We start from the raw sequence: 24,059 nt of genomic DNA, 5'->3' as shown, positions 1-24,059 counted from the left end.
TTGTAATTTTTATTAGCAGGCTACATCTCTAAAAAATTCTTAATCAGTTGAGAGCCTGCTTTGCTCGAACGTTCAGGATGAAACTGCACACCGTAATAATTGCCACTTTGAATTGCCGCACTAAAAGGTTGACCATACTCACACTGGGCGATGGTGTAATCGTTGACCTCTGTTGAAACCGGCATGGCGTAACTATGTACAAAATAGAAGTAGCTGCCTGCTGGAATACCCTTAAATAATGGGTGATTGTCAACGGGAGTAATCGTATTCCAACCCATGTGTGGCAAGGGTAAATTACCTGTTTTTAATTTTTTAATGGGGGCACCGCAAAGGTTTAAACAAGGAACAAGCTCTTTACCGTTTTGTCCTTGTTCTTCAGATAACGCACCCAGTAATTGCATCCCTAAACAGATGCCGAGTAATGGCTTATCAACTTGCTTGACGAGTTCAACTAAATCTCGCTCTTGCAGGTTTTTCATGGCTTCACTTGCCGTGCCTACGCCGGGAAGAAATAACTTATCAGCATTTAGTACCACGCTTGTTTCTTTACTTATCGTAACGGTATAACCCAAACGTTCAATCGCAAAGCGAACAGAAGATACATTGGCGCAGCCGGTATCAATGATGACAACTTTTTGATTTGTACTCGCCATTACAGCACTCCTTTACTGCTTGGTAGCTCATTACCGTCAACACGAATTGCTTGGCGTAATGTGCGACCAAATGCTTTGAACAAGCTTTCTACAATGTGGTGATCGTTATGGCCTGTCGATGAAAGGTGCAAGGTACACGCCAGCGTATCAGTAAGAGATCGGAAGAAGTGCGATACCATTTCAGTTGAAAGATCGCCAACCTGATCGCGTCCAAACTCTGCTTCAAACTTTAAATAAGGGCGACCCGATAAATCTAATGCACATTGCGCTAAGCATTCATCCATTGGCAAGCTAAAGCCAAAACGACCAATACCGCGCTTATCACCCAGTGCTTCTTTGAGTGCTTGGCCTAATGCGAGGGCTGTATCTTCAATGCTGTGGTGATCATCGATGTGTAAGTCACCTTTCACAGTAACCTGCATTTGAAAACCGCCGTGTGTCGCAATTTGATCGAGCATGTGATCAAAGAATCCCAAACCTGTTTCGATAGAGTTGCCGCCAGTTTCATCTAAATTCACTTTAACCCGAATGTCAGTTTCTTTAGTGGTACGAACAACTTCAGCAATGCGAGGGTTTGTTGTTAGGTCTTTTACAATCTGTTGCCAGTTCAAGCTGCTCTTATCGGTAGGTAGTGGGTTGTATTGAATACCTTTGATGGCCATATTTTCAGCCAACTGAAGATCAGTTTGACGATCGCCAATTACTGCAGATGTTGCGAAATCAACCCGACCTTGCTGTAGGTAACTTTTCACTAATCCTAGCTTTGGTTTACGGCAGCTGCAGTTATCTTCATTGAAGTGTGGGCAAATTAATACATCATCAAACTTAACACCTTGCGACTCGAAGATTTCCATCATCATATTTTGCGGTGCATCGAAATCTGCTTGTGGGTAGCTATCTGTTCCCAAACCATCTTGGTTAGTCACCATTACAAGTTTATACCCTGCATCTTGCAGCGTTAACAGTGCTGGTATAACAAACGGTTCTAGCTTGAGTTTATCTAATCGATCAACTTGAAAATCAACGGGTGGCTCAACAATTAAGGTGCCATCACGATCAATAAATAGAATTTTTTCTTTGCTCACAATGTACTTCCTTGTGTTTAATTAGATGCGTTTAATTCGTCATTATTTGCTGATGTATTGCTTTTTGATGCATTGCTTTTTGATGCATTGCTCTGTGATGCACTGTCTTGTGATGTATTGCCTTGAGATGCGACATGCGCACGAATAAAGGCGAGTGTTTTTTCACATTCGTCACGATTACCGACGCTGATACGAATGCAGTTTTCGATAGGAGATCGTCGTAAAATAATACCGTGATTCCATAATGCAGTGAATAAGGCATCAGCATGCGTAAATTTCACCAGTAAATAATTACCGTAGCCATCATAAACCGTTACACCAGACAGCATTCCTAAGCCAGCTTGTAGGTAAGCGCGATTTGCACTGATGTCGAGTACTTGGAATTTAGTTCTAGCACGACCAGCGCCAGACAAGGCTTGAACGGCGATATCCGCAACAGGTACTGGTACTGGGTACGGCGCAATAACTTTCAACAATAAGTTAATTACATCGGTGTTGGCTAACGTAAAACCACAACGTAAGCCAGCTAATGCAAATGCTTTTGATAGCGTGCGAAGAATCACTAAGTGTGGATACTTCGCAAGAAGATCTACCGTCGAAGTTTCAAGGCAAAAATCGATATATGCTTCATCAACGACCACAAGTGCTTTATCTGTGGTCATATCAAGTAGCTTTTCGATATCTCGGCGTTTCATGACGTTACCAGTAGGGTTGTTAGGGCTGCAAACGAACACTAACTTAACCCCATCGAGGTTGTTTTGAATTGAAGGTAGGTCTAATTGCCATTCTGGTGTTAACGGCACTGTTTTCGTTTTGATATCAAACGTTTCTGCGCTGATAGCATACATGCCGTATGTTGGTGGACAGTAAAGAATACTGTCTTGGTTTGGTTCACAGAATGTGCGGATTAATAATTCGATACCTTCGTCGGCACCGCGTGATGTTAATACTTGCTTGCTATCAATACCCGCATAATCAGCATAAGCTTGAATCAGATCTGCTGGTTGGCATTCACTATAGCGGTTTAGTCGACCACAAGTGACGCTATATTCATTAGCAAAAGGGGATTCGTTTGCGTTTAGCCAAATATCACCACTACCGCCTAAACGACGTGCTGATTGGTAAGGCGTAAGTTCGCGTATTGTTTTACGCGCTAATTCTTCAATGCTCATTATTACGCCTCCTTTTCTTCAACTTGCTGTGCTTTTAATATTTCTTGCTGTTGTAACTTTTCGATACGGATAGTAACAGCACGTTTATGTGCATCTAGCCCTTCAGCTTCTGCCATGGTAACCACAGTAGGCGCTAAGATTTTCAGGCCATCAGCGGTAAGTTCTTGTACTGTCATACGCTTAGAAAAATCGGCAAGACCTAAGCTTGAATAGGTGCGCGTGTAGCCATAGGTTGGTAACACATGGTTAGTGCCAGAGGCGTAATCACCCACCGACTCTGGCGACCAATCACCGAGAAAGATTGAGCCTGCATTATCCAATAAAGGCACTAACTCTCGTGGTTCACGCGTTTGTACAATTAAGTGTTCAGGACCGTAGTGGTTAGAAATAGAGATACACTGTGTGATTGTTTCCGTAACGATTAAAATACTAGAGCCTAAGGCTTGGCGCGCAATATCGGCACGAGGTAATACTTTCAGTTGCAGTTGAATCGCATCGGCTACACGATCAGCAATGCTTGGTTCTGGTGTTAATAAAATAACTTGAGAATCAGGACCGTGTTCTGCTTGGCTTAATAAATCAGCGGCAATGAAATCAGGATCTGCTGTTTTATCTGCAATAACTAATACTTCTGAAGGGCCTGCTGGCATATCAATAGCCGCACCACGGAAATCATTACTGACTTGGCGTTTAGCTTCTGTAACGAATGCATTACCGGGGCCGAAAATCTTGTCGACTCTTGCGACTGATTTTGTGCCATAAGCCATAGCTGCAATGGCTTGAGAGCCGCCAATATTATAGATTTCTGTAATGCCACATAGCTGGGCCACATATAAAATCTCATCGGCAATCGGTGGCGGTGAGCATAAAACGACCTGACGGCATCCTGCGATTTGTGCGGGAACACCAAGCATTAATACTGTCGATGGTAATGGTGCACTGCCACCAGGTATATATAAGCCAACAGAATTAATCGGACGTGTTACTTGTTCACATACCACGCCAGGTTGTGTTTCAACACGTAGTGGCTTTGTTTTCTGTGCTTTGTGGAATGTCGCGATATTTTGATAAGCCTGTTGCAGCGCCTGTTTCATGTTATCACTAAGTCGTGATGTAGCAGCCGTTACTTCTTGTTCTGACACTCGGATTGAATCAGGGCGAACACGATCAAACTTTTCAGTGAGATCTAATAGTGCTTCATCACCACGTTGACGGACATCAGCAACCACATCAGCGACAATGGCGGTAATATTTGCACCTTCAGTTATTGCTGGACGCTGAAGTAAAGATTCTTGCTGGTTTTCACTGAGAGATTGCCAAACAACCGTTTTCATTGCGTTACTCCATCATTTTTTCAATTGGCAGTACTAGAATAGAGCTTGCGCCTAATTCTTTTAATTGTTCCATCGTTTCCCAGAACAAGTTTTCAGTACTGACAAGGTGAACGGCTACGCGGTTGTTATTTTGCGATAGTGGTAATACTGTTGGGTCTTCAGCACCAGGTAATAGCATTTTAATTTGCTCAAGACGATCTGTTGGTGCATGTAGCATGATGTATTTTGATTCTTTTGCCTGAATGACACCTTGCATACGTGTTAACAAACGGTCAATTAGCGCTTGTTTTTCAGCAACTAGATCGGCAGTACATTGAATAAGTACGGCTTTAGAACGAAGAATAACAGCGGCTTCTTTTAGTCCATTGGCTTCAAGTGTTGCGCCAGTTGATACGAGGTCACAAATCGCATCGGCTAGGCCAGCGCGAGGAGCGACTTCAACAGAGCCGTTTAGCATACAAGGGCTGAATGTAACGCCTTGTTCGTCCATATAACGCTTAACAAGTTGAGGGTAGGTCGTTGCGATACGCTTACCTTGAAGATCTTGTGGTCCGTTATATGTTGCATCTTTGTCGATAGCAATAGATAAGCGACAGCCACCAAAATCTAAACGACGAAGCTTTTTATAATCAGAAGGTTCATTGCGAGCAGCACGTTCTAGTCCCACTTCTTCTAGTTCATTCTCACCAATAACACCAAGGTCAACAACGCCATCCATAATAAGACCGGGAATGTCATCATCGCGAACAAGGAGTAGGTCGATAGGCATATTTTCAGAATGAACCACTAGGCGTTCACCCATCATGTTGAATTTAACACCGCAACGCTTAAGTAAATCTTGGCACTCTTTACTCAGACGTCCTTTCTTTTGAATCGCAATTCTTAATCGTTGTGTTTGCATGGTCATATTCCTTAATCCAATTCTGTAAAGTTAATCTTTTAAAGCTCTAAAACGCAAAAAACCCTCGGAGTGTTGCTCTCCGAGGGTTTGAATTCTTTATTTTATCAAACACTGGAAGAGTTTTTGGTTGTCTTCCAGAGTGAGGCGTATCCTCCCGAAAGACTAGTCAGGATGATGATGGTGATGTAGGTTTACCATTGGGATACGCATAATTATTTACTCTGTATAGTATAGTTACTTAATGCATTAGTGTGTAATGCTTGGTATTCACACTAACGAAGCTCATTAGAATTTGCAACATTAATTTTATGTAAATAGTGAATTCATTATTGATGCTGGCTAAAGTGCCTATTTGTACCCGCTTTCTCACGAAGATGCAGAGTATCCCGTGAGGAGGTTCTAGATTGTATTAACAAAAATGTAGCAGTGTGTCTGTTAGTTAACGAGCCTATCAAACATAAATATCTAATAACCCTTTTTTATGTTTATTTGCTTGTTGTTCCTCGGGTTCTTCGGGGGTGTCTTGTTGTTGTTTGGGCTCGACCCGCTGATGGCGATCAATGAGCATGGTTGATTGGGTCACTTTTTTGAGTTGTTTCTGTGCAGTTCGCGGCAGATTATTGTTGGTATTGATCATGTCTTTCCCTCCACGTTTATTATGAATCTAAAACCGTGTCGGCATATTAGTGAACAACTTGAGCGTTTTTTGTTCTGTTTTTTTGTGTGTATGATCAACGATGAAATGCAGGTGGCTTTTATGCAGAGAAGTGTTGAGGGCGGGATAAGCAAAGCAGCAAGCTAAGAGAGACCAGCTAACGCTGACCTCTGGGATTTCTTAAGACGGATAATGTATTTAAGTTGCTGGGGTTATCCGCAACACTTTTTGAATTTTTTACCACTGCCACAGGTGCAAGGGTCATTGCGCCCGATGGTTTTGGTGCTGACTGCTGGTTGAATCGCTGGTGGTGTTTCTACAGTTTCTTCCGCAATGTGGCTTTCAGGGTAATCGCCATCGATATAGAACCATTGCAGTTCTCCGTTGACTGTTTCTTGCAGAAAACGAGATCGTTCATGAAGCGTATATTGATCTTTTCCATCTTGGTACATGGCTCTGAATTCAACAAAGCCTTCACCATTGTCTGCAATCTCACTGTTTATCACTTGAAGCCCAAGCCATTTTGAGTGAACTGAATCTGCAATTGCTTCGCGGTGTTGCTCTGCTTCACAACTTGGGTGGTAGGTAGCAACAACAAAATCAACAAGACCTAGAACATGTGCACTGTAACGCGCGCGCATAATTTGTTCAGGGTGTGTTGCTAATGCTGCTGATTGATGTATTGGCTGACAACATTCAGCAAGTTGTTTTTTGCTACCACATGGGCATAACGTGATTGGGTTAGACATGATTATTTGGTCGCTGATGATTTCTCAATAATTGCTGCCCATTTTAATGACTCAACATAGACCTCTGCAACGTTTGTTTCATCAATACCCAGTTCTTTGCTGTAGAGAGAGACTTTACCCCAGTCTGCTTGGTCATAAGCCATAGCCAATTTTAGCATTATACCGAGAGATCCTGTTTTACTCACTAGCGCAGCTTGAATTCCAGCGCTTAAAGGCAATTGTTCAATTAACTCTTCAATTGACTGATCAAGTAATGAATCAAGGAGTGAAAATAAGCCCGTTAAAAAAGCCTGATTACTCACTATTTTTGGGGTTACGAGCACACTTAAACGCTCACAAAAGTTAGCCCTTTGTAAGGATAGGCTATATAACGATTGAGGTTTCTCTGCCAAAGCATGAGACGCAGCGACAAAAGAAATAAAGCGGCGTAATTTTTCTTCACCTAAATAGACTAATGCCTGTTTGAACGATGAAATAGGCTTCGACTTTGACGATGTAATAGTGTTTACATGGCGAAGCAATTTGTATGACAGTGATACATCGGTAGCTATAATTTTTTCAACGTTATCAAAGTTAACTTGCGGTAAGCATATTTCTTGATAGAGCTGCATTGTTGTTAAAGCCGATGGTGTCAGCGACCTACTTTGTATCATTTCGGGCTTACTGAAAAAGAAGCCTTGAAATAAATCAAATCCAGCATCACTAGCTTCAATGAATTCAGCATACGTTTCGACTTTTTCTGCTAAAAACTTAATATTATTTTTCTTATATTTTTGTATAAAAAAGCGCGTTCTACCTATTGGTATCGCACGGATATCAAATTTAATAATATGGATAAAAGGTAAAAAACGTAGCCAATCTTTACTTGGAACAAAGTCATCCAATGCCAGCGTGTAACCTTTTTTATGGAGCTCAATTACCGCTTCTAGTAATGCATCCGAAGGGGTGCAACTTTCCAGTATTTCAATCACAAAACTCTGCTTGGGAAAAAGAAGAGGCGTTCTTTGAAGAAGGCTTGATTCTGGGAAATTAACGAAGGCTTTTTTACCCGCAGTGACTTGTGATGACCCTGAAGTGAAAAAATTATTGATCAATAAACGATTGGTTGCGAGCTCATCTTCAACATCAGGGAAGCAGTTATTTGGGCCATCACGAAAAAGTAATTCGTACCCGACGGTTACTTTGTCTTTATTTAGAATAGGTTGCCGTGCTAGGTATGAATGCATGTGCTTTTCGTATAACCAATATGAAGGAAATGAATAGGAAAACAATGCCAATTGTACCCATTAATAATGCTAGTGAATAGAATCATTTGATTAGTTATATTACAAATTACTATCAATACCCAATGTGATGTTCATTACAAATTAAGACAATGATATAGGACAAAGACTGATTACAGGCATTAATAGATAATATTTTTCCTTTTTCAACATATTGTACTTTAAATGAATATATTTACCTTGCTACAAGCGGGATTGCTTGTAGGAGGAGGCGTGTTTATTGCTATGCTTTTTTTATCATGGCGAAAAAACCGAGCGCATGAGGCGCAAACAAGAATACTTCCTATTGCTTTTATTGGTGGCTTTGCCAACTTTTGCGACACATTAGGTGTTGGTAGTTTTGCTATAAAAACGGCAGGTTATAAACAATTTAAGCTTATTGATGATCAGCTGTTACCCGGCACGCTGAATTGCCAAGCTGTTTTAGCAACCGTTGTACAATCGTTGATCTTTTTAACGGCTGTAGATGTTGATCCAACGACCTTAGTTAGCCTTGTTATTGCTGCTTGTTTAGGCGCAACGTGGGGGGCTCGTTTAGTGTCGAGTTGGGATCGACAAGTCATTCGCCTTGTAATGTGCATTGCTTTACTCATTGTTGCAGGGTTAATGCTTGCGGGGCAGTTAAAGCTGTTTCCTTTAGGTGGGATGAGCTTGGGGTTAACTGGCTGGAAATTAGCCATTGGTATTATTGGTAACTTCTTATTTGGTGCGCTAATGACCGTTGGTATTGGTTTATATGCACCGTGTATGGTAATGGTTTATTTACTGGGTATGCACCCGCTGGCAGCTTTCCCTATTATGATGTGTTCTTGTGCATTTTTGAGTTTTTTCTCTGCCGGCAGCTTTATTCGTATGAATCGAATTAATAGCCGTGCAGCGATTGTAGTGGCCATTACAGGACCGATTGGTGTGGTTATTGCGGCGTATTTAGTGAAGTCATTAGATATGCATGTGTTGGCTTGGTTAGTGACTGCTGTTGTACTTTATACTTCAGCGACGATGTATCGCTCATGGGCAAAAGAGCGAGTCAGTATGCGTACTGAACCTTCTGTTAGCTAGTTTTAACCGTCTAATATAAAAAGCTAAATGAGAAAAGGTACGTTTTGGCGTACCTTTTTTATTGGTTTATCGTTGGGATACCACACGCTATTGGTTTTTTTCACTGAAATCACGCGTTTCAAGTTTACAGCCATCAGGAGTACACACTAAAACGGAACCATGATGATACCAATCACCTAAAACCGTACGGGTTGCGGCTTTTCCATTAACGTCAATATGGTGTACATCAGGACGGTGAGTATGACCATGGATCATATCAACGACGTTTTGTTCTGCCATTAATCGTATGACTTCATCTGGCGTTACATCCATAATACTGGTTGTTTTTTCTTTATTATTTTTACTGCTACCACTACGAATCTTATCCCCAACCTTTTGGCGATACGTTAAAGGTAAACAGAAAAATAGCCACTGAATGAAACGGTTATGTACTCTTTTTCGATAACGTAGATAATCTTCATCTTCAATGCAAAGTGTATCGCCATGAAGGATTAACGTGGGTGTACCGTACAGGTCGATAACTGTGTGTTCAGGTAATAATGTCATGCCTGTTTCTTGGCAAAAGCGCGATCCAATTAAAAAATCACGGTTACCATAAATGAAGTAGCAAGGTACGCCTGAGTCTGTGAGCTGTTTGAATGCGTGCTTTATCTGTTGCAGGAAAGGTGAGTTATCGTCATCTCCAATCCACATTTCAAATAAATCGCCGAGTACATAGAGCGCATCAATGTTTCTTGCTTCTTGTTGCATGAAGTGAAGAAAACAATTGGTGATATCTGTACGTTCAGCGCTGAGGTGCAAATCTGCAATAAAGAGAGTCGTCATAATAGAAAGAGGGTGAGCAAACGCTCACCCTAATCAAAGATTATTCTTCGATTGTTACGTTGTTGATTGCAACATCTTCAACAGGTACGTCTTGGTGAACGTAACCGCTGTTACCAGTAGAAACAGCTTTGATTTTGTTTACAACATCCATACCTTCAACAACTTCAGCAAATACACAGTAACCCCAACCATCAGGCGTTTCTGATTTAAAGTCTAGGAATTTGTTATCGTTAACGTTGATAAAAAACTGAGAACTTGCAGAATGCGGTTCCATTGTACGTGCCATTGCAAGTGTACCCACTTTGTTGCTTAGGCCGTTGCTTGCTTCGTTCTTGATTGTTTCACGTGTTTCTTTTTCAACCATACCAGAAGACATACCGCCGCCCTGGACCATGAAACCATCAATTACACGGTGGAAAATCGTATCGTTGTAGAAACCGTCACGGCAATATTGTAGGAAGTTTGCACACGTTTCAGGCGCTTTTTCTGTGTTAAGTTGGATCTTGATGTCACCAAAAGTTGTGTGAAGCGTTACCATGAGATTGTCCTTTAATGGATTGTATATGCTTAGACTTTGAAGTCTAACTTACTAGTACCTATTCATACAAATTTTGATGTTTGAAATAGCGGTAATAATACGATGCACCATTGTACTAGAAGTCAATAAATTCTCTCTGAAACTCGCATCTTGACGATGTTTGGGTATAATTACTTCTCTTATATCGACACCCATTAAATGAGTACGTACGAAGCATGTTGAAGATCTATAACTCACTGACAAAACAGAAAGAGGAATTCAAACCCATTCAGCCTGGTAAAGTAGGCATGTATGTCTGTGGGGTAACCATTTACGATTTATGTCACATTGGGCATGGTCGTACATTTGTGTCTTTCGATGTTGTTTCTCGTTACCTGCGATACTCTGGTTACGATTTAACGTTTGTTCGAAATATTACGGATATCGATGACAAAATCATCAAGCGTGCGGCTGAAAATGGCGAAAGCTGTGATTCATTAACAGAACGTTTAATTGGTGAAATGCATAAAGACTTTGATGCTTTAGGCATGAAGCGTCCTGATATTGAACCGCGTGCCACAGAATTTATTGCTGAAATTATTACCATGTGCGAACGCTTAATTGAGCGCGGCTTTGCATACGTGGCGAGTAATGGCGATGTTATGTTCGAAGTGAGCAAGTTTGAAGAGTATGGTCGCTTATCTAAGCAAGATTTAGATCAACTTCAAGCGGGCGCTCGTGTTGATATTGATATGGCTAAGCGTAGTCCTCTTGATTTCGTATTGTGGAAAATGTCTAAGCCTGGTGAGCCTACTTGGGAATCACCATGGGGTGCTGGTCGTCCAGGTTGGCACATTGAATGTTCAGCAATGAACTCTGCCATTTTAGGTGATCATTTCGATATTCATGGTGGCGGTTCAGATTTACAATTCCCACATCACGAAAACGAAATAGCACAATCATGCTGTGCAACGGGTTCGCAATATGTGAACACATGGATGCACAGCGGCATGGTAATGATCGATCGCGAAAAGATGTCTAAATCATTAGGTAACTTTTTCACGATTCGTGATGTACTCGGACATTATGACTCAGAGAGTGTGCGTTACTTCTTGATGTCGGGTCATTACCGTAGCCAATTGAACTACAGTGAAGATAACCTTAAGCAAGCTCGTTCAGCACTAGAGCGTTTATATACGTCATTACGTGGTTTGGATTTGACTGCGCAAGCAGAAGGCGGCGAAGAGTTTGTGACGCGCTTTACTGCATCAATGAATGATGACTTTAATACCCCTGAAGCGTATTCCGTATTATTTGATATAGCACGAGAAATCAACCGTCTAAAAGCTGATGAAACAATTGCTGATAACATTACGCAAGCATCAGCATTAGGTGCTCGTTTACGTGAATTGGCTGATATTTTAGGTTTATTGTCACAAGACCCAGAAGCTTTCCTTCAAGGCGGTGCTGGTCAAGATGATGTGGCTGAAATTGAAAGTTTAGTTCAACAACGTCTTGATGCTCGTGCTGCAAAAGACTGGGCTGCTGCCGATGCTGCTCGTGATAAGTTACTTGCCATGAAGATTATTTTAGAAGATGGTCCGCAAGGAACAACGTGGCGTCGCAAGTAATTGCAGATTGTCAGTTTACACACTCTGTAAGTTACAGTGTGTAAACGTACGCTAATGATGAGTTAGCAGGAAAATTAAAAGCCGAAGTATGAACTTCGGTTTTTTTGTGTCTTTTTTTTATTTTCATCGCTGTTTTTATTGTTGTTTTTGATAAACGGAAGATAAAGGCGATCATGAAAAAAACAGGATAGAAAAATTTAGGTGCACTTTTTTGCATCAAAAAGAGATTTTGATTATGGATCCGGTGTCACCATTCGAAGTGTAAATGTTCGATTTCGAGCGAAATCGATCACAGTTAGTATAATGAGTCGAAGCTAAATAGAAAGAAATCTTTATTATTCTTTTCGTGGTTTATCTTACTCATACTTGTTCCCCCCTTTTAATATCATGAAGGGTAAGTATTGATTATTAAGGAAAATAATAATGAAAAAGCTATGGCTTACCGCTGCTGTTAGTAGCACCTTACTTATGTCCCCATTTTTTGCTCACTCAGCTTCTGAAACAGATAAAGTCGTTGTTGCCCACCGTGGCGCATCGGGGTATCTGCCTGAACACACCTTGGCTGCAAAGGCGATGGCATATGCTATGAAGCCAGATTACATTGAACAAGATGTCGTTATGACAAAAGACGATAAACTTGTGGTGCTTCATGATCATTATCTTGATCGTGTTACAAATGTCGCGCAAAAGTTTCCAGACCGAGCACGTACAGATGGTCGATATTACGCGATAGACTTTACTCTTGCTGAAATCAAGCAGTTGAGTGTAACCGAAGGCTTTAATGTTGATAAAGAGGGTAAACAGGTTCAAGGTTTCCCTGAACGCTACCCAATCTGGAAGTCTGATTTTAAAGTCCCGACTTTTGAAGAAGAAATTGAAATGATCCAAGGTTTGAATAAATCGTTGGGTTATGACATTGGTATCTACCCTGAAATTAAAGCTCCTTGGTTCCATCGTCATGAAGGTAAAGATATCAGTAAAGCGGTATTAAAAGTGCTGAAAGAGTATGGCTATACCGATAAAGGCAGCAATGTGTATCTGCAAACGTTCGATTTTAATGAGCTAAAACGTATTCATGAAGAATTGATGCCAGCCATGGGTATGGATCTGAAGCTGATACAGTTAATGGCGTATACCGATTGGAATGAAACCATGGTGTATGACAAGAAAGGCAATTCACAGCCTTACAGCTATGATTGGATGTTTGAGAAAAAAGGGATGGAGCAAGTTGCGAAATATGCTGATGGTATCGGACCATGGAAGCCAATGGTTGTATCAGACAAATCCTCTAAAGGTAACATTCAGTTAACAGGGTTGGTTAAAGCAGCACATGCTGAAGGCATGAAAGTACACCCGTACACATTCCGCGCAGACCAAGGCAGAATTCCAACGTATGCCAATAACTTTGATGATATGTTAGATATTTTCTATAATACAGCCAATGTTGATGGTGTATTCACTGATTTTCCAGACAAAGCAGTCAATTATCTCGCCACTGAAAAGTAGAGAATAAATACGCTTGTTTTGATACAAACTGAAAGCTCAGTTTCGTTAACATTTACGGTATAAACTTGAGTGACAAAATCAAAAAGGCAATATCGCAGCTGTGTTTTAGTGAACAGTAAGCGTATTGTCTTTTTTTTTGTTGCGCTTGTGTTGATTGAATTCTATTTAATTTTAGCTGTAAAATAAATCACAGCCAAACAAACATGTAACATTCACTTCATAGATGTTCCGGTAGTCTCGTCCCACACTTTTTACAGTATTCCGCATCTGTTTCATGGCCGCTGGTGGCACAGTTTGGACAGCGAATAAACTCACGATGCGTCTTCATTTCTTGGCTGAGCTCAGCTGTAATGATGCCTGTAGGTACCGCAAGGATTGAATAACCTAATAGCATGGTAAGAGAAGCCAACGCTTTTCCCATAAAGGTGTGGGGGATCATGTCACCATATCCTACGGTGGTTATGGTCACTATTGCCCAGTAGATACTCTGTGGAATGCTGGTGAAGCCATTGTCGGGCCCTTCGATAACAAACATTAACGAACCAAATACTATCACTAGAATGAGTACTGAACTAAAAAAGACGAATATCTTACGTTGTGCTTGTCTTAAAGAACGTAGCAAGATGTTGGAATCTCTTAGATAACGCGCCAATTTAAGTATTCGGAATATTCGCAATACTCTTATAAGGCGAATAATCAGTAGGTAATTAGAGCCGGGTATGAAAAAGGCAACATAGGCCGGAATAATTGCAAGTAAATCTATGATGCCGTAAAAACTACGGGCATAAGCAACTGGCTTAGGGGAGCAATACAATCGAGTAATATATTCAATCGTAAACAATATAGTAAACAGCCACTCTGCATATAATAACGTATCAGGAAAGCGTGTTTCTACTGCTGAGACTGACGATAAAATGAGTATGGCTTCAGAGCTTAATATCGCAATGATTAAGGCTATATCGAAGTTTTGACCAGCTCGCGTACTAGTACCAAAAATGACTTGATATATCTTTTGTCGTTGAGTAAATGTGGCCATGGTCATTCTTCACTAAGCGTTAAAAAATGATGTTTTATTACGAAAGGCTATTTATCGCCTACGGTAAGGCATCATTAAAAGGGGGAGGTTAATATAGTATAATGAATAAGTTAGAATTCACCATATACAAAAAGGACTACGCTAATCGGTAGCCCTTGTTTGAATCAAACTTCTGGCGATTCAACGCCCGTACTGCACTAACTATTAACTTAAGCCTGGAAACAGTGCTCTTAAGCCTGTAGCTATAAATTCAATGCCTAAAGCCGCTAATATCAAGCCCATAATACGGGTAATAACGTTGATACCTGTTTGACCTAAGAATCGAACAATGATGGGTGCAGCTCTAAACAACATCCAACAGCAGAATGCAAACGCGATAATTGTAGCGGCAATACCAAGCGTATTAGGGATTCCAGGAAAGCGAGAGCCGTATACGATTGTTGAACTAATCGCACCAGGACCTGCCATTAACGGCATGGCGAGGGGGACTACGCCAATCTGCTCTCTGCTAGCGGATTCTGATTTTTCTTGCTTATTCTGTTTATCTTCACCGAGCTTACCACTCATCATTGAGAAGGCTATTGATAGTAATAATAAGCCGCCAGCTACCCGAAAGGAATCGAGCGAAATACTGAACATATCAAGTAGTAATTGCCCGGCAAGTAAAGACACGGTCAAAATAACGGTGACAGCTATATTAGCCGTAAGCGCGGTTTTATTTCTTTCTTCAGGGCCCATATGAGCCGTTAAAGTAACGAAAATTGGCATAATGCCTATCGGGTTTACCGCCGCAATTAAACCGACGAAAAATTGTAAGAAGATGGCGAATTCTAGTGACTGCATTGTTTGACCATTAGACAAACGTTAATAAAAAAGAAGCGTACTTCTTGCTCACGATTTGCATTTACATTCCCTATTCACATTCATTAATTCTGGTTTGATAACAGTTAATTGAAGGCATAAAACACAAGAACATAAAGGGAGAATGAGAAATTAATCATTATTGTCTAATGATGACTTATCCGAGTCCCTGCCAATCAGCGACACTTTAAGCTAAAGAAGATGAATCCACCAATTAAAAATTGTTATATCTAACAATAAACATTCTAATGATTTTGTTCGTTGTTAATGAGCTGTAAACTTAGGGCTGGCTGTATTACTCTAAGTGGGTAATGCATGTGCTAGTAAGTATGAAACAAAGTTTAATCGATTAGTGGTTAAAAACGTGATTATTGTCACAACTGATAACGTTTTTTACATATTGTGTAAAAAAATTACGTAATATTTCCGCGTGTTTTAACGGTTTATTTTATTTTACTTACCTTAAAAGTGGTTACATGTCGTATATTTGGCTGTAAGTTGTTGATTAAAACTTTTTGAGATCAAATTTTGACAATTTTTACTCCTTTTGGATTACAAGTGATCTAAATCAAATTAATTCGGGGTGTGAAATTTTATAATCAGTTTTGAAAGCAATTTACTAAGTATGTGTGTTGCGGGATTGTAGGAATTATAAATTTCCATCCAGCCGCCTTAAAGGATTTAAGACGTATTCTTACTAAAGAATTTTCAATATTAAGTTAGGAGTTAACTATGCCTGTTACAAATATGGCTGAACTAGATGCAATGGTTGCCCGCGTTAAAGCTGCTCAACAAGAGTTTGCAACTTTCTCTCAAGAGCAAGTTGATAAAATCTTCCGCGCTGCTTCTCTAGCTGCGAACAACGCACGTATTCCTCTAGCTCAACAAGCTGTAGCTGAGTCTGGTATGGGTATTGTTGAAGATAAGGTTATCAAAAACCACTTCGCTTCAGAATTTATCTACAACAAATACAAAGACGAAAAAACGTGCGGTATTTTGGAAGAGAACGAAGAGTTCGGCACCATGACTATCGCAGAACCAGTAGGTATCATTTGCGGTATCGTACCAACTACGAACCCAACATCTACTGCAATCTTCAAATCTCTTATCTCTCTTAAAACACGTAACGCAATTATCTTCTCGCCACACCCACGTGCTAAAAACTCTACTAACGATGCTGCTAAATTAGTGCTTGATGCTGCTGTTGCTGCTGGTGCACCAAAAGACATCATTGGTTGGATTGACCAACCTTCAGTTGAACTTTCAAATGCATTGATGAAGCATGACGACATTAACCTTATTCTTGCGACTGGCGGTCCAGGTATGGTTAAAGCGGCTTACTCTTCAGGTAAACCAGCTATCGGTGTTGGTGCAGGTAACGTACCTGTAGTTATTGATGAAACTGCTGATATTAAGCGTGCTGTAGCATCTGTGCTTATGTCTAAGACATTCGATAACGGTGTTGTATGTGCTTCTGAGCAAGCAGTTATCGTTATGGACGAAGTATACGACGAAGTGAAAGCACGTTTTGCTTCTCACAACGGTTATGTATTGTCTAAAGCTGAAGCTGATAAAGTACGTAAAATCTTGCTTATCAACGGTAACCTAAACGCAGACATCGTCGGCCAGCCAGCAACTAAAATTGCTGAAATGGCAGGTGTTACTGTTCCTGCTGATACAAAGATCCTTATCGGTGAAGGCGTTGAAGTTAAGCACGAAGACGAATTCGCACACGAAAAACTATCTCCAACGTTAGGTATGTTCCGCGCAACTTCTTTTGAAAATGCGGTAGAGCAAGCTTGTACTATGGTTGATATCGGTGGTATCGGTCACACATCTGGTCTATATACTAACCAAGATGTAAACAAAGATCGTATCAAGTACTTCGGCGACAAGATGAAGACTGCACGTATTCTTGTAAACATCCCGACTACTCACGGTGGTATCGGTGACCTTTACAACTTTAACGTTGCACCTTCTCTAACTCTTGGTTGTGGTTCATGGGGTGGTAACTCTATCTCTGAGAACGTAGGTCCTAAGCACCTAATCAACAAGAAAACTGTAGCGAAGCGAGCTGAGAACATGTTGTGGCATAAACTACCTAAGTCAATTTACTTCCGTCGTGGTAGCCTTGCTATCGCAATGAGCGATCTTGAAGACAAAAAACGTGCATTCCTAGTTACTGACCGTTTCTTATTCAACAACGGTTATGCTGATGATGTAGTTAAACTACTTAAAGCACAAGGTATTGAAGTTCAAACTTTCTTTGATGTAGAAGCGGATCCAACACTGTCTATTGTTGAGAAAGGCGCAGAAGCGATGAAGAGCTTCCAGCCTGACGTAATCATCGCGCTTGGTGGTGGTTCTCCGATGGATGCTGCGAAGATCATGTGGGTTATGTACGAGCACCCAGAAACTCACTTTGAAGAACTAGCAATGCGTTTTATGGATATTCGTAAGCGTATTTACAAGTTCCCTAAAATGGGTAAGAAAGCTGAGCTAGTATGTATTACTACTACATCAGGTACGGGTTCTGAAGTAACACCTTTCGCTGTTGTTACAGACGATAAGACAGGTGCTAAGTACCCATTAGCTGATTACGAATTAACACCTCAAATGGCTATCGTTGATGCAAACTTAGTAATGAATATGCCTAAGTCGCTAACAGCATTTGGTGGCTACGATGCAGTAACTCACGCATTAGAAGCTTACGTTTCTGTTCTTGCTAACGAATACTCTGATGGCCAGGCTCTTCAAGCGCTTAAGATGCTTAAAGAATACCTACCATCAAGCTACGCAAATGGTGCAGCTGACCCAATCGCTCGTGAGAAAGTGCACAATGCTGCAACTATCGCTGGTATTGCGTTTGCGAATGCTTTCCTAGGCGTGTGTCACTCAATGGCTCACAAAGTGGGTGCAGAGTTCCACGTACCACACGGCTTAGCTAACGCATTGTTGATTTCTAACACAATTCGTTACAACGCGAACGATAACCCAACGAAGCAAACTGCGTTCTCTCAGTATGCAAGCCCACAAGCTCGCCGTCGTTATGCAGAAGTTGCTGATCACTTGAGTCTATCTCAAGCTGGCGACCGTACTGCTCAGAAGATTGAACGTCTACTAACATGGTTAGAAGAGCTGAAAATTGCACTAGATATCCCGCTATCAATTCAAGCGGCTGGTATTCCAGAAGCTGACTTCCTAGCGAAACTAGATCAACTATCAATTGAAGCGTTCGATGACCAATGTACTGGTGCTAACCCACGTTACCCTCTTATCAGCGAGCTGAAAGAAGTACTAACGTCTGCTTATTACGGTACTCCGTATATCGAAGGTGAAACTTTCGAAGGTACGACTGTAATTAAGAAGTCTGAGCCAGTAGTAGTTGCTGAAAAAGTAGAAAAAGTGAAAGCAAAGAAAGAAGCAGCTAAAGCTTAATTCTTAAATAGCGAATCATAATTATAGAACCCGTCAATTTGGCGGGTTTTTTTATCCCACTTCTGCCTCGATCATTCTTCCATTAAAATAATCATTTGCCACTATATATTCAGCGCTTCTTACTATTTCGTATTGAAGGTGCTGGTTTAATAAATTACCTTGTGGGTTATTTGCTTCGTGGCTGAAGCTCATAGGTACAACCCCACCAACCCGAATATTAAATTCAGCAAGTTCTGATGCCCAACTTTGTGTTAAACCAGAAATCATCGCTTTTGATCCAGAGGTGATGGTGGTTTGAGTATTGAATTGATGAGCTGCAAGGTTAATAATTAGACCTTTGCTGTTGTTTTTTCGCATGTAGTTAGCGGCTTGTTTACCAAAAATAAAAAAAGTTGTCGCCCCTTTTGTTATCGAACGACTGAATTTATCAACAGAACCATCACTGAATAAGCTTGGAAGATCTTCCCCCAACCAATAATTGACGAGTATATCGATTGCCCCAAAATGATTATGCACATCATTGATGATATGCATAATGGTATTTTCATCTTTACTGATTAGTAAAAATTGTTCGCAGGAACCACCAATTGCAAGGCATGCCTCATAGGTTTGTTTGAGTGTAGATGGATTAGTATCAAGTAAAGCAAGTTGTGCCCCTAGGGAGGCAAAGTGCATTGAAATTGCTTTTCCCATCGGACTGCCTGCTGCTGTTATTAAAATAACTGAGTTCGCAATATCCATTCCTACCATCCAACTTATAAATTACTAACGTTATTTGAATATATTGACGCCTTTTCAATTGATTGAATGTGAAAAGACACGCATATAATGAGACTCTGTTAATAAATGTTAGTAAAGTGTGAAGATGCTTCCTTTGGAAGGTATCAAAGCTATGATGACTGTCACGAAATAAATATTTATCTAACGAATGCTGGAAGAGTAGGTAGCATTATGCTGAATGATACATCTCTGCATAGCGTTTTGATTGTATCAATGATAAATACAAATCTTGTGGTGACGCTTGAATGGTTGCATCTTCCGTTGGCGGTAATTTGCGGCGTTCGTGACCTGAAAGGTTGTGGTACAACTCTTCGGGCATACCTTTCGTACCTAGCGGGGGGAAAGTAAGTGCTGTTGGCTTTAATTCATGAAGAAATTGCGAACTACTTAAACCACCTTTATGAAAAACATCTGCTTGAGCGGCTCCGCGGCTATAACAATGCTCGGTACTCGTTAGTGGTTGTGGTTCGGGTAGTTCAAAGTATGCACGTAGATCTGCTTCTGTCTGTTCTGACGCTGAGTCTACGGGGGTTGTCTCTAGATGATCCGGTGATAGAAAAGCCAGCATTAACGCAAAGTCAGCACGGCGACCACCTTCAACCGCATGGTTGAGTTGGTTACCAAGCTGCACTTCGTTAATTAGCAGTGCTTTATCTAAAGTATGGACTTGCATCGTTATAAAGAGATTCCTTATTAAAGTATCTCTTTATCGGTCTGTAATAGCAGAACTTTAGTCTAAATATTCATTATTGATGAAATGATTCAAGCGTATCTTTTTCTAATGTATCAATGGCGACGTGCATACGGCGTAAGGCTTCAACAAGCGTTTCATGGGTACAGCCAAAGTTTAACCGTACAAATTTGGGATCACCAAAATCGGCTCCAGGAGAAAGACCAATACCTGCCTGCTCAAAGAATTTAAAAGGGCTTGTGACAGGTAACGCTGAAGCATCAATCCATGCTAAATAGGTGGCTTCAATGTGCTGAATCGTTAAATAAGGCATGCTGTTGATGGCAGCTGTTAGCGTGCCACGGTTTTGCCGTAAGTAGGCAAGTTGTTGCTCTAACCATGGCTGTCCGCTTTCATAAGCCGCTTGTGCAGCGGTATAGGCGAGTACATTAACATCGGGTACTATTCCCGCTCGCACTTTATTGAATTTATGACGCAGAGCAGAATTTGGAATGATAGCCATTGATGCTCCAAGACCTGCGATATTGAAGGTTTTGCTGGGTGCTATTAACGTGACAGACCGTTGCTCGGCGCTTTTATTCAAACTTGCAAACGGTATGTGTTTTACATCCGTATCTAGAATTAAATCGCAATGAATTTCATCGGAACATACGTATAAGTCATTTTTTTCAGCGAACGTTAATATTTGTTCTAATTCGTTGCGACGATATACCGTTCCACCAGGGTTTAATGGGTTACAGAACAAGAGAAGCTTGGACTCTGGAGCGGTTTCCACTTGTGTAAAGTCGATTAACCAGCGTTTATCTTGCAATGTGACTGGCGCGTATGAAGCAGTACGTTGCGCTAGTTTAATGGATGATACAAATGGAGGATAAATTGGCCTTGGCGTAATCACACTTTGATGTGCTTCTGTTAGTGAACGCACTGCGAGATTAAGGCCACATACTAGACCGGGTAAGAATACAATCCACTCGGGTTGAATATCCCAGTTGTATAACGTTTTCATACGCTCAACGAGTAATTCAGTTAAACGAGCAGGGGGTTTACCATAGCCAAAAACACCATGACTGATATGTTCTTGTAATGCTTCTGTTATTTCTTTAGGTACACGAAAATCACTGTCAGCGATCCACATGGGTAAGATATCTGCATTCTGATACTTATCCCACTTTATGCTATTGGTTTGTTTGCGGTCGACATGTGAGTCAAATAACGCATTAGATATAGTTGCTGACATAGTGAATTCCATTTGTTTTGAAAGCTAGATGAATAATTGCTTAGGCTTTGTTGAAAGTAATATTATTCGCACATTTTTGAGATATAAAAAAGCCCCAGATAGTCTCTGAGGCTTAGATATTACTCTTAACCTAAATTCAGGTTATCTTGTTCAATTAGAACGTTGGTTTAGTGCCAAACTGATCGGCGGCATAAGCAACACGTTCTTCTGGTGGTGGCATTTTAAACGTTGTACCTAAATGCTCAATATGTTGTAGGCGAGGTAGCAAACCGCAGCCATTGGCAATTTGAATGGCCAAACCTGGTCGTGCATTGAGTTCTAACACCATAGGACCTTTGCTTTTATCAAGTACCATATCAGTACCCAAATAGCCTAACCCTGTCATTTCCCATGCACTGGCTGCAAGTGTTAATAACTTACTCCAATTAGGTACCGCTAATTCGCTTAGCAATCTATCGGTATCTGGGTGATGTTCAATCGGTTGATTAAATTGCACTGCCCGTACCGCTGTGCCTGTCGCAATATCGATACCGACCCCAACAGCACCTTGGTGTAAGTTTGCTTTACCATCTGATGCTGCGGTTGAACAACGCATCATCGCCATTACAGGGTAGCCCTTAAATACGATGACACGTACATCAGGCACACCTTCAAAACTGAAACCATCGAACACATTATCAAATTGGATCAGGTTTTCAATCATTGCTACGTCATTCTTACCACCCAGAGAGAACAACCCCGCCAGTGTATTGGTAACGTGACGCTCAACATCTTGTTTATTTATTTGTGCACCAGATGGCTTGGTATAAATACCATCTTTATGATTAATAATAACAAGAATACCTTTACCACCAGAGCCTTGTGCTGGTTTGATAACAAATCCCGGCCAGTTTTTAACCATGTCGTGAACACGTTTTACGAACACTTGGCTATCAATGACGCCAATCAGATCGGGGACTGTTGCACCGGCTGCTTGTGCGATAATTTTCGTTTTTAACTTGTCATCAACTAACGGATAAAGCGTCCGGTCGTTATAGCGACCAATATAGCTATGATTCCGCTTATTCATGCCCATAATACCGCGATCACGCAGCTTAAACGGTGAGGTGAACTGTGACAATATAGACATAGTTTAGTCCTCCGTTAATGGTTTGAATCGACGAAGTTCGCTTAAACGATAGCCTGTGTAATTACCGAGCACTAGAATGACAGCCATGATAATAAGCTGCATACCGATAAAGTTAAATGTTAGGTGACGAACAATCTCATTGGTCATTGCGAGGTAGACTAAAACCGCTGTTAACAATGAACCACCACCTTGAATGAAGACTTCTTTTGCGCCTTCTTCTTCCCATAGAATTGACATACGCTCTACAGTCCACGATAGGATGATCATCGGGAAGAATGTAATCGTCAGACCTTCAACCAAACCAATCTTAAAGGCAACAACGGTAAATACTGAAATAATCAATATTACCGAAATAATGACCGTGGATATTCGGGCGACGAGAAGTAAATTGAGCTTTGAGAGGTAACTACGAATTATTAGCCCCGTCCCCACAATCAATAAGAAGCCGATAATACCGGTGATCAACTGTGTTTGTACAAATGCCACTGCGATCAATACAGGCATGAATGTACCTGATGTTTTTAGCCCGATGATAACGCGAAGAAAAACAACAATCAGCGCACCAATAGGCACGAGCATGATGGTTTTGAACATCGCTTGTTCTTCAACTGGCAGCGTATGAATCGAGAAGTTTAAGAGGTCTTCTGCTTGTACTTTTTCTCTTGTTGCCTGTTGAGGAGTAATATCTTGTGCAATGATTGAGAAACTAATGTGTGAGTTACGACCGCCAACAACATCCAATAATGAATGACCTTGCTGATTCCATACTAATACGTTATCAGGGCGACCTTCGTTACCTGTTAGGGGATCAAATAGCTCCCACTTTTCAGAGGCGGTATCCCATACTTCAACCATAGGATTAATGCTTTGGCGGCGACGACCGTCTTCAAGTTGAAGCCCTCCTACTACACGGCTATGAATTTTTTCTAAAGAAAGTAGCCCAGTAATGGCTTCTTCACGGCTTAGGTTGTTGAGAAGCAAACCTGCATTCTGATTTTGTTTATCGTTAAATTGTTTAATCAATTCACGTGTCAAAGTCAGGTTGTCAGAAGAACGAGTGCGGGCTTGGTCAAGCAATGCTGTGGCAGCGGTTTGTTGCGGGTTATCTAAGCTAACCATCATTGGCTCACCCTTGGGAGGGGTGTCTTTATAATTGGCCTGATCATCGATAAGCATCTGCGTTTTGTAATACAGAATTTGTTGTCCCATTGCTTCACGAATAGACCATTCAGTACGGCGACCTTTATCGGTATCAATTAACGCAACACCGTAACCTGGTGATGACGTACTTTCATCAATTAATGTGAAGCCCTGCTGTGTTTCAGGTGCTGCCATTGAGATTTTAACCGGATCACCAATCGCATCGAATTCAACGCGTGCTTCCACTTCCCAAACGGCACGTTCTGCACCTGGCGTCCAAGGTACGCCATACACATCATGACGGTACATGCTTAGTGCAATACCCGCAAAAACGAGTAATGAAACTATAAAGTAAAAAGGTATTCTTGACGTCATGA

21 protein-coding genes and 1 other annotated feature are annotated in these 24,059 nt (G+C 41.1%); of the genes, 4 read left to right on the top strand and 17 right to left on the bottom strand.

The window, feature by feature from the left end:
• Positions 1 to 20: 20 nt before the first annotated feature.
• The 8 genes from hisH to C9J12_RS00840 form a co-directional block, all read right to left on the bottom strand.
• On the bottom strand, positions 21 to 653 hold the full coding sequence (gene hisH / locus C9J12_RS00875) for an imidazole glycerol phosphate synthase subunit HisH (RefSeq protein ID WP_107240990.1): 633 nt from the start codon (positions 651 to 653) through the stop codon (positions 21 to 23).
• Positions 653 to 1,738: a bifunctional histidinol-phosphatase/imidazoleglycerol-phosphate dehydratase HisB gene (gene hisB, locus C9J12_RS00870; RefSeq protein WP_407675666.1), complete on the bottom strand. Its 1,086-nt coding sequence runs from the start codon at positions 1,736 to 1,738 to the stop codon at positions 653 to 655. The genes hisH and hisB overlap by 1 nt, the downstream gene beginning before the upstream one ends.
• A gap of 17 nt (positions 1,739 to 1,755) precedes the next feature.
• The gene (gene hisC / locus C9J12_RS00865) at positions 1,756 to 2,910 is read right to left on the bottom strand and encodes a histidinol-phosphate transaminase (protein WP_107240988.1); all 1,155 of its coding nucleotides are present in this window, start codon (positions 2,908 to 2,910) and stop codon (positions 1,756 to 1,758) included.
• 2 nt (positions 2,911 to 2,912) lie between these two features.
• Positions 2,913 to 4,244, bottom strand: coding sequence for a histidinol dehydrogenase (hisD, locus tag C9J12_RS00860; RefSeq protein ID WP_107240987.1), 1,332 nt, complete (start codon positions 4,242 to 4,244; stop codon positions 2,913 to 2,915).
• 4 nt (positions 4,245 to 4,248) lie between these two features.
• A complete protein-coding gene (gene hisG, locus C9J12_RS00855) occupies positions 4,249 to 5,145 on the bottom strand; it encodes an ATP phosphoribosyltransferase (RefSeq protein ID WP_107240986.1) in 897 nt (298 codons plus the stop codon).
• Between the two features lie 55 nt (positions 5,146 to 5,200).
• Positions 5,201 to 5,332, bottom strand: a sequence feature (His leader region).
• A gap of 264 nt (positions 5,333 to 5,596) precedes the next feature.
• On the bottom strand, positions 5,597 to 5,782 hold the full coding sequence (locus C9J12_RS00850; RefSeq protein WP_107240985.1) for a hypothetical protein: 186 nt from the start codon (positions 5,780 to 5,782) through the stop codon (positions 5,597 to 5,599).
• Between the two features lie 230 nt (positions 5,783 to 6,012).
• Positions 6,013 to 6,549, bottom strand: coding sequence for a YchJ family protein (locus tag C9J12_RS00845; protein WP_107240984.1), 537 nt, complete (start codon positions 6,547 to 6,549; stop codon positions 6,013 to 6,015).
• Between the two features lie 2 nt (positions 6,550 to 6,551).
• Positions 6,552 to 7,775, bottom strand: a complete 1,224-nt coding sequence (locus tag C9J12_RS00840) for an EAL and HDOD domain-containing protein (RefSeq protein WP_107240983.1) — start codon at positions 7,773 to 7,775, stop codon at positions 6,552 to 6,554.
• A 222-nt stretch (positions 7,776 to 7,997) separates the two neighbouring features.
• Between C9J12_RS00840 and C9J12_RS00835 the strand changes: the two genes are divergently transcribed.
• Positions 7,998 to 8,891 carry a sulfite exporter TauE/SafE family protein gene (locus C9J12_RS00835; protein WP_107240982.1) on the top strand — a complete coding sequence of 298 codons (894 nt, stop codon included), beginning with the start codon at positions 7,998 to 8,000 and terminating at the stop codon, positions 8,889 to 8,891.
• A gap of 87 nt (positions 8,892 to 8,978) precedes the next feature.
• Here the strand turns inward: C9J12_RS00835 and lpxH are convergent, their stop codons facing one another.
• Both lpxH and C9J12_RS00825 read right to left on the bottom strand, forming a co-directional pair.
• A complete protein-coding gene (gene lpxH / locus C9J12_RS00830; protein ID WP_107240981.1) occupies positions 8,979 to 9,716 on the bottom strand; it encodes a UDP-2,3-diacylglucosamine diphosphatase in 738 nt (245 codons plus the stop codon).
• A gap of 40 nt (positions 9,717 to 9,756) precedes the next feature.
• Positions 9,757 to 10,254: a peptidylprolyl isomerase gene (locus C9J12_RS00825; RefSeq protein ID WP_011217841.1), complete on the bottom strand. Its 498-nt coding sequence runs from the start codon at positions 10,252 to 10,254 to the stop codon at positions 9,757 to 9,759.
• Positions 10,255 to 10,469: 215 nt separating this feature from the next.
• Here C9J12_RS00825 and cysS point away from each other — a divergent pair, with 215 nt between their 5' ends.
• On the top strand, positions 10,470 to 11,864 hold the full coding sequence (gene cysS / locus C9J12_RS00820) for a cysteine--tRNA ligase (RefSeq protein WP_107240980.1): 1,395 nt from the start codon (positions 10,470 to 10,472) through the stop codon (positions 11,862 to 11,864).
• A gap of 423 nt (positions 11,865 to 12,287) precedes the next feature.
• On the top strand, positions 12,288 to 13,370 hold the full coding sequence (gene glpQ / locus C9J12_RS00815) for a glycerophosphodiester phosphodiesterase (RefSeq protein WP_107240979.1): 1,083 nt from the start codon (positions 12,288 to 12,290) through the stop codon (positions 13,368 to 13,370).
• A gap of 217 nt (positions 13,371 to 13,587) precedes the next feature.
• Here the strand turns inward: glpQ and C9J12_RS00810 are convergent, their stop codons facing one another.
• Both C9J12_RS00810 and C9J12_RS00805 read right to left on the bottom strand, forming a co-directional pair.
• Positions 13,588 to 14,406, bottom strand: coding sequence for an ion transporter (locus C9J12_RS00810; protein ID WP_107240978.1), 819 nt, complete (start codon positions 14,404 to 14,406; stop codon positions 13,588 to 13,590).
• A gap of 204 nt (positions 14,407 to 14,610) precedes the next feature.
• Complete coding sequence (locus C9J12_RS00805; RefSeq protein ID WP_107240977.1) at positions 14,611 to 15,249, bottom strand: YchE family NAAT transporter; 639 nt, start codon at positions 15,247 to 15,249, stop codon at positions 14,611 to 14,613.
• A gap of 750 nt (positions 15,250 to 15,999) precedes the next feature.
• Between C9J12_RS00805 and adhE the strand changes: the two genes are divergently transcribed.
• The gene (gene adhE, locus C9J12_RS00800) at positions 16,000 to 18,705 is read left to right on the top strand and encodes a bifunctional acetaldehyde-CoA/alcohol dehydrogenase (RefSeq protein ID WP_107240976.1); all 2,706 of its coding nucleotides are present in this window, start codon (positions 16,000 to 16,002) and stop codon (positions 18,703 to 18,705) included.
• 51 nt (positions 18,706 to 18,756) lie between these two features.
• On the opposite strand, the gene C9J12_RS00795 is transcribed toward adhE, so the two are convergent.
• The 5 genes from C9J12_RS00795 to C9J12_RS00775 form a co-directional block, all read right to left on the bottom strand.
• Positions 18,757 to 19,446, bottom strand: a complete 690-nt coding sequence (locus tag C9J12_RS00795) for an SDR family oxidoreductase (protein WP_227876239.1) — start codon at positions 19,444 to 19,446, stop codon at positions 18,757 to 18,759.
• A gap of 208 nt (positions 19,447 to 19,654) precedes the next feature.
• Positions 19,655 to 20,158 (bottom strand): VC2046/SO_2500 family protein, encoded by a 504-nt coding sequence (locus C9J12_RS00790; RefSeq protein ID WP_107240974.1) that lies wholly within the window; start codon positions 20,156 to 20,158, stop codon positions 19,655 to 19,657.
• A 73-nt stretch (positions 20,159 to 20,231) separates the two neighbouring features.
• Positions 20,232 to 21,413: a MalY/PatB family protein gene (locus tag C9J12_RS00785; RefSeq protein ID WP_107240973.1), complete on the bottom strand. Its 1,182-nt coding sequence runs from the start codon at positions 21,411 to 21,413 to the stop codon at positions 20,232 to 20,234.
• Positions 21,414 to 21,567: 154 nt separating this feature from the next.
• Positions 21,568 to 22,542, bottom strand: coding sequence for an alpha-L-glutamate ligase-like protein (locus C9J12_RS00780; RefSeq protein ID WP_107240972.1), 975 nt, complete (start codon positions 22,540 to 22,542; stop codon positions 21,568 to 21,570).
• A 3-nt stretch (positions 22,543 to 22,545) separates the two neighbouring features.
• The gene (locus C9J12_RS00775) at positions 22,546 to 24,057 is read right to left on the bottom strand and encodes an inactive transglutaminase family protein (protein WP_107240971.1); all 1,512 of its coding nucleotides are present in this window, start codon (positions 24,055 to 24,057) and stop codon (positions 22,546 to 22,548) included.
• Between the last annotated feature and the right edge of the window lie 2 nt (positions 24,058 to 24,059).

The organism is Photobacterium frigidiphilum (genome assembly GCF_003025615.1).
GTDB classification, from domain to species: domain Bacteria; phylum Pseudomonadota; class Gammaproteobacteria; order Enterobacterales; family Vibrionaceae; genus Photobacterium; species Photobacterium frigidiphilum.
This window is presented reverse-complemented; position numbering and strand designations above follow the sequence as displayed.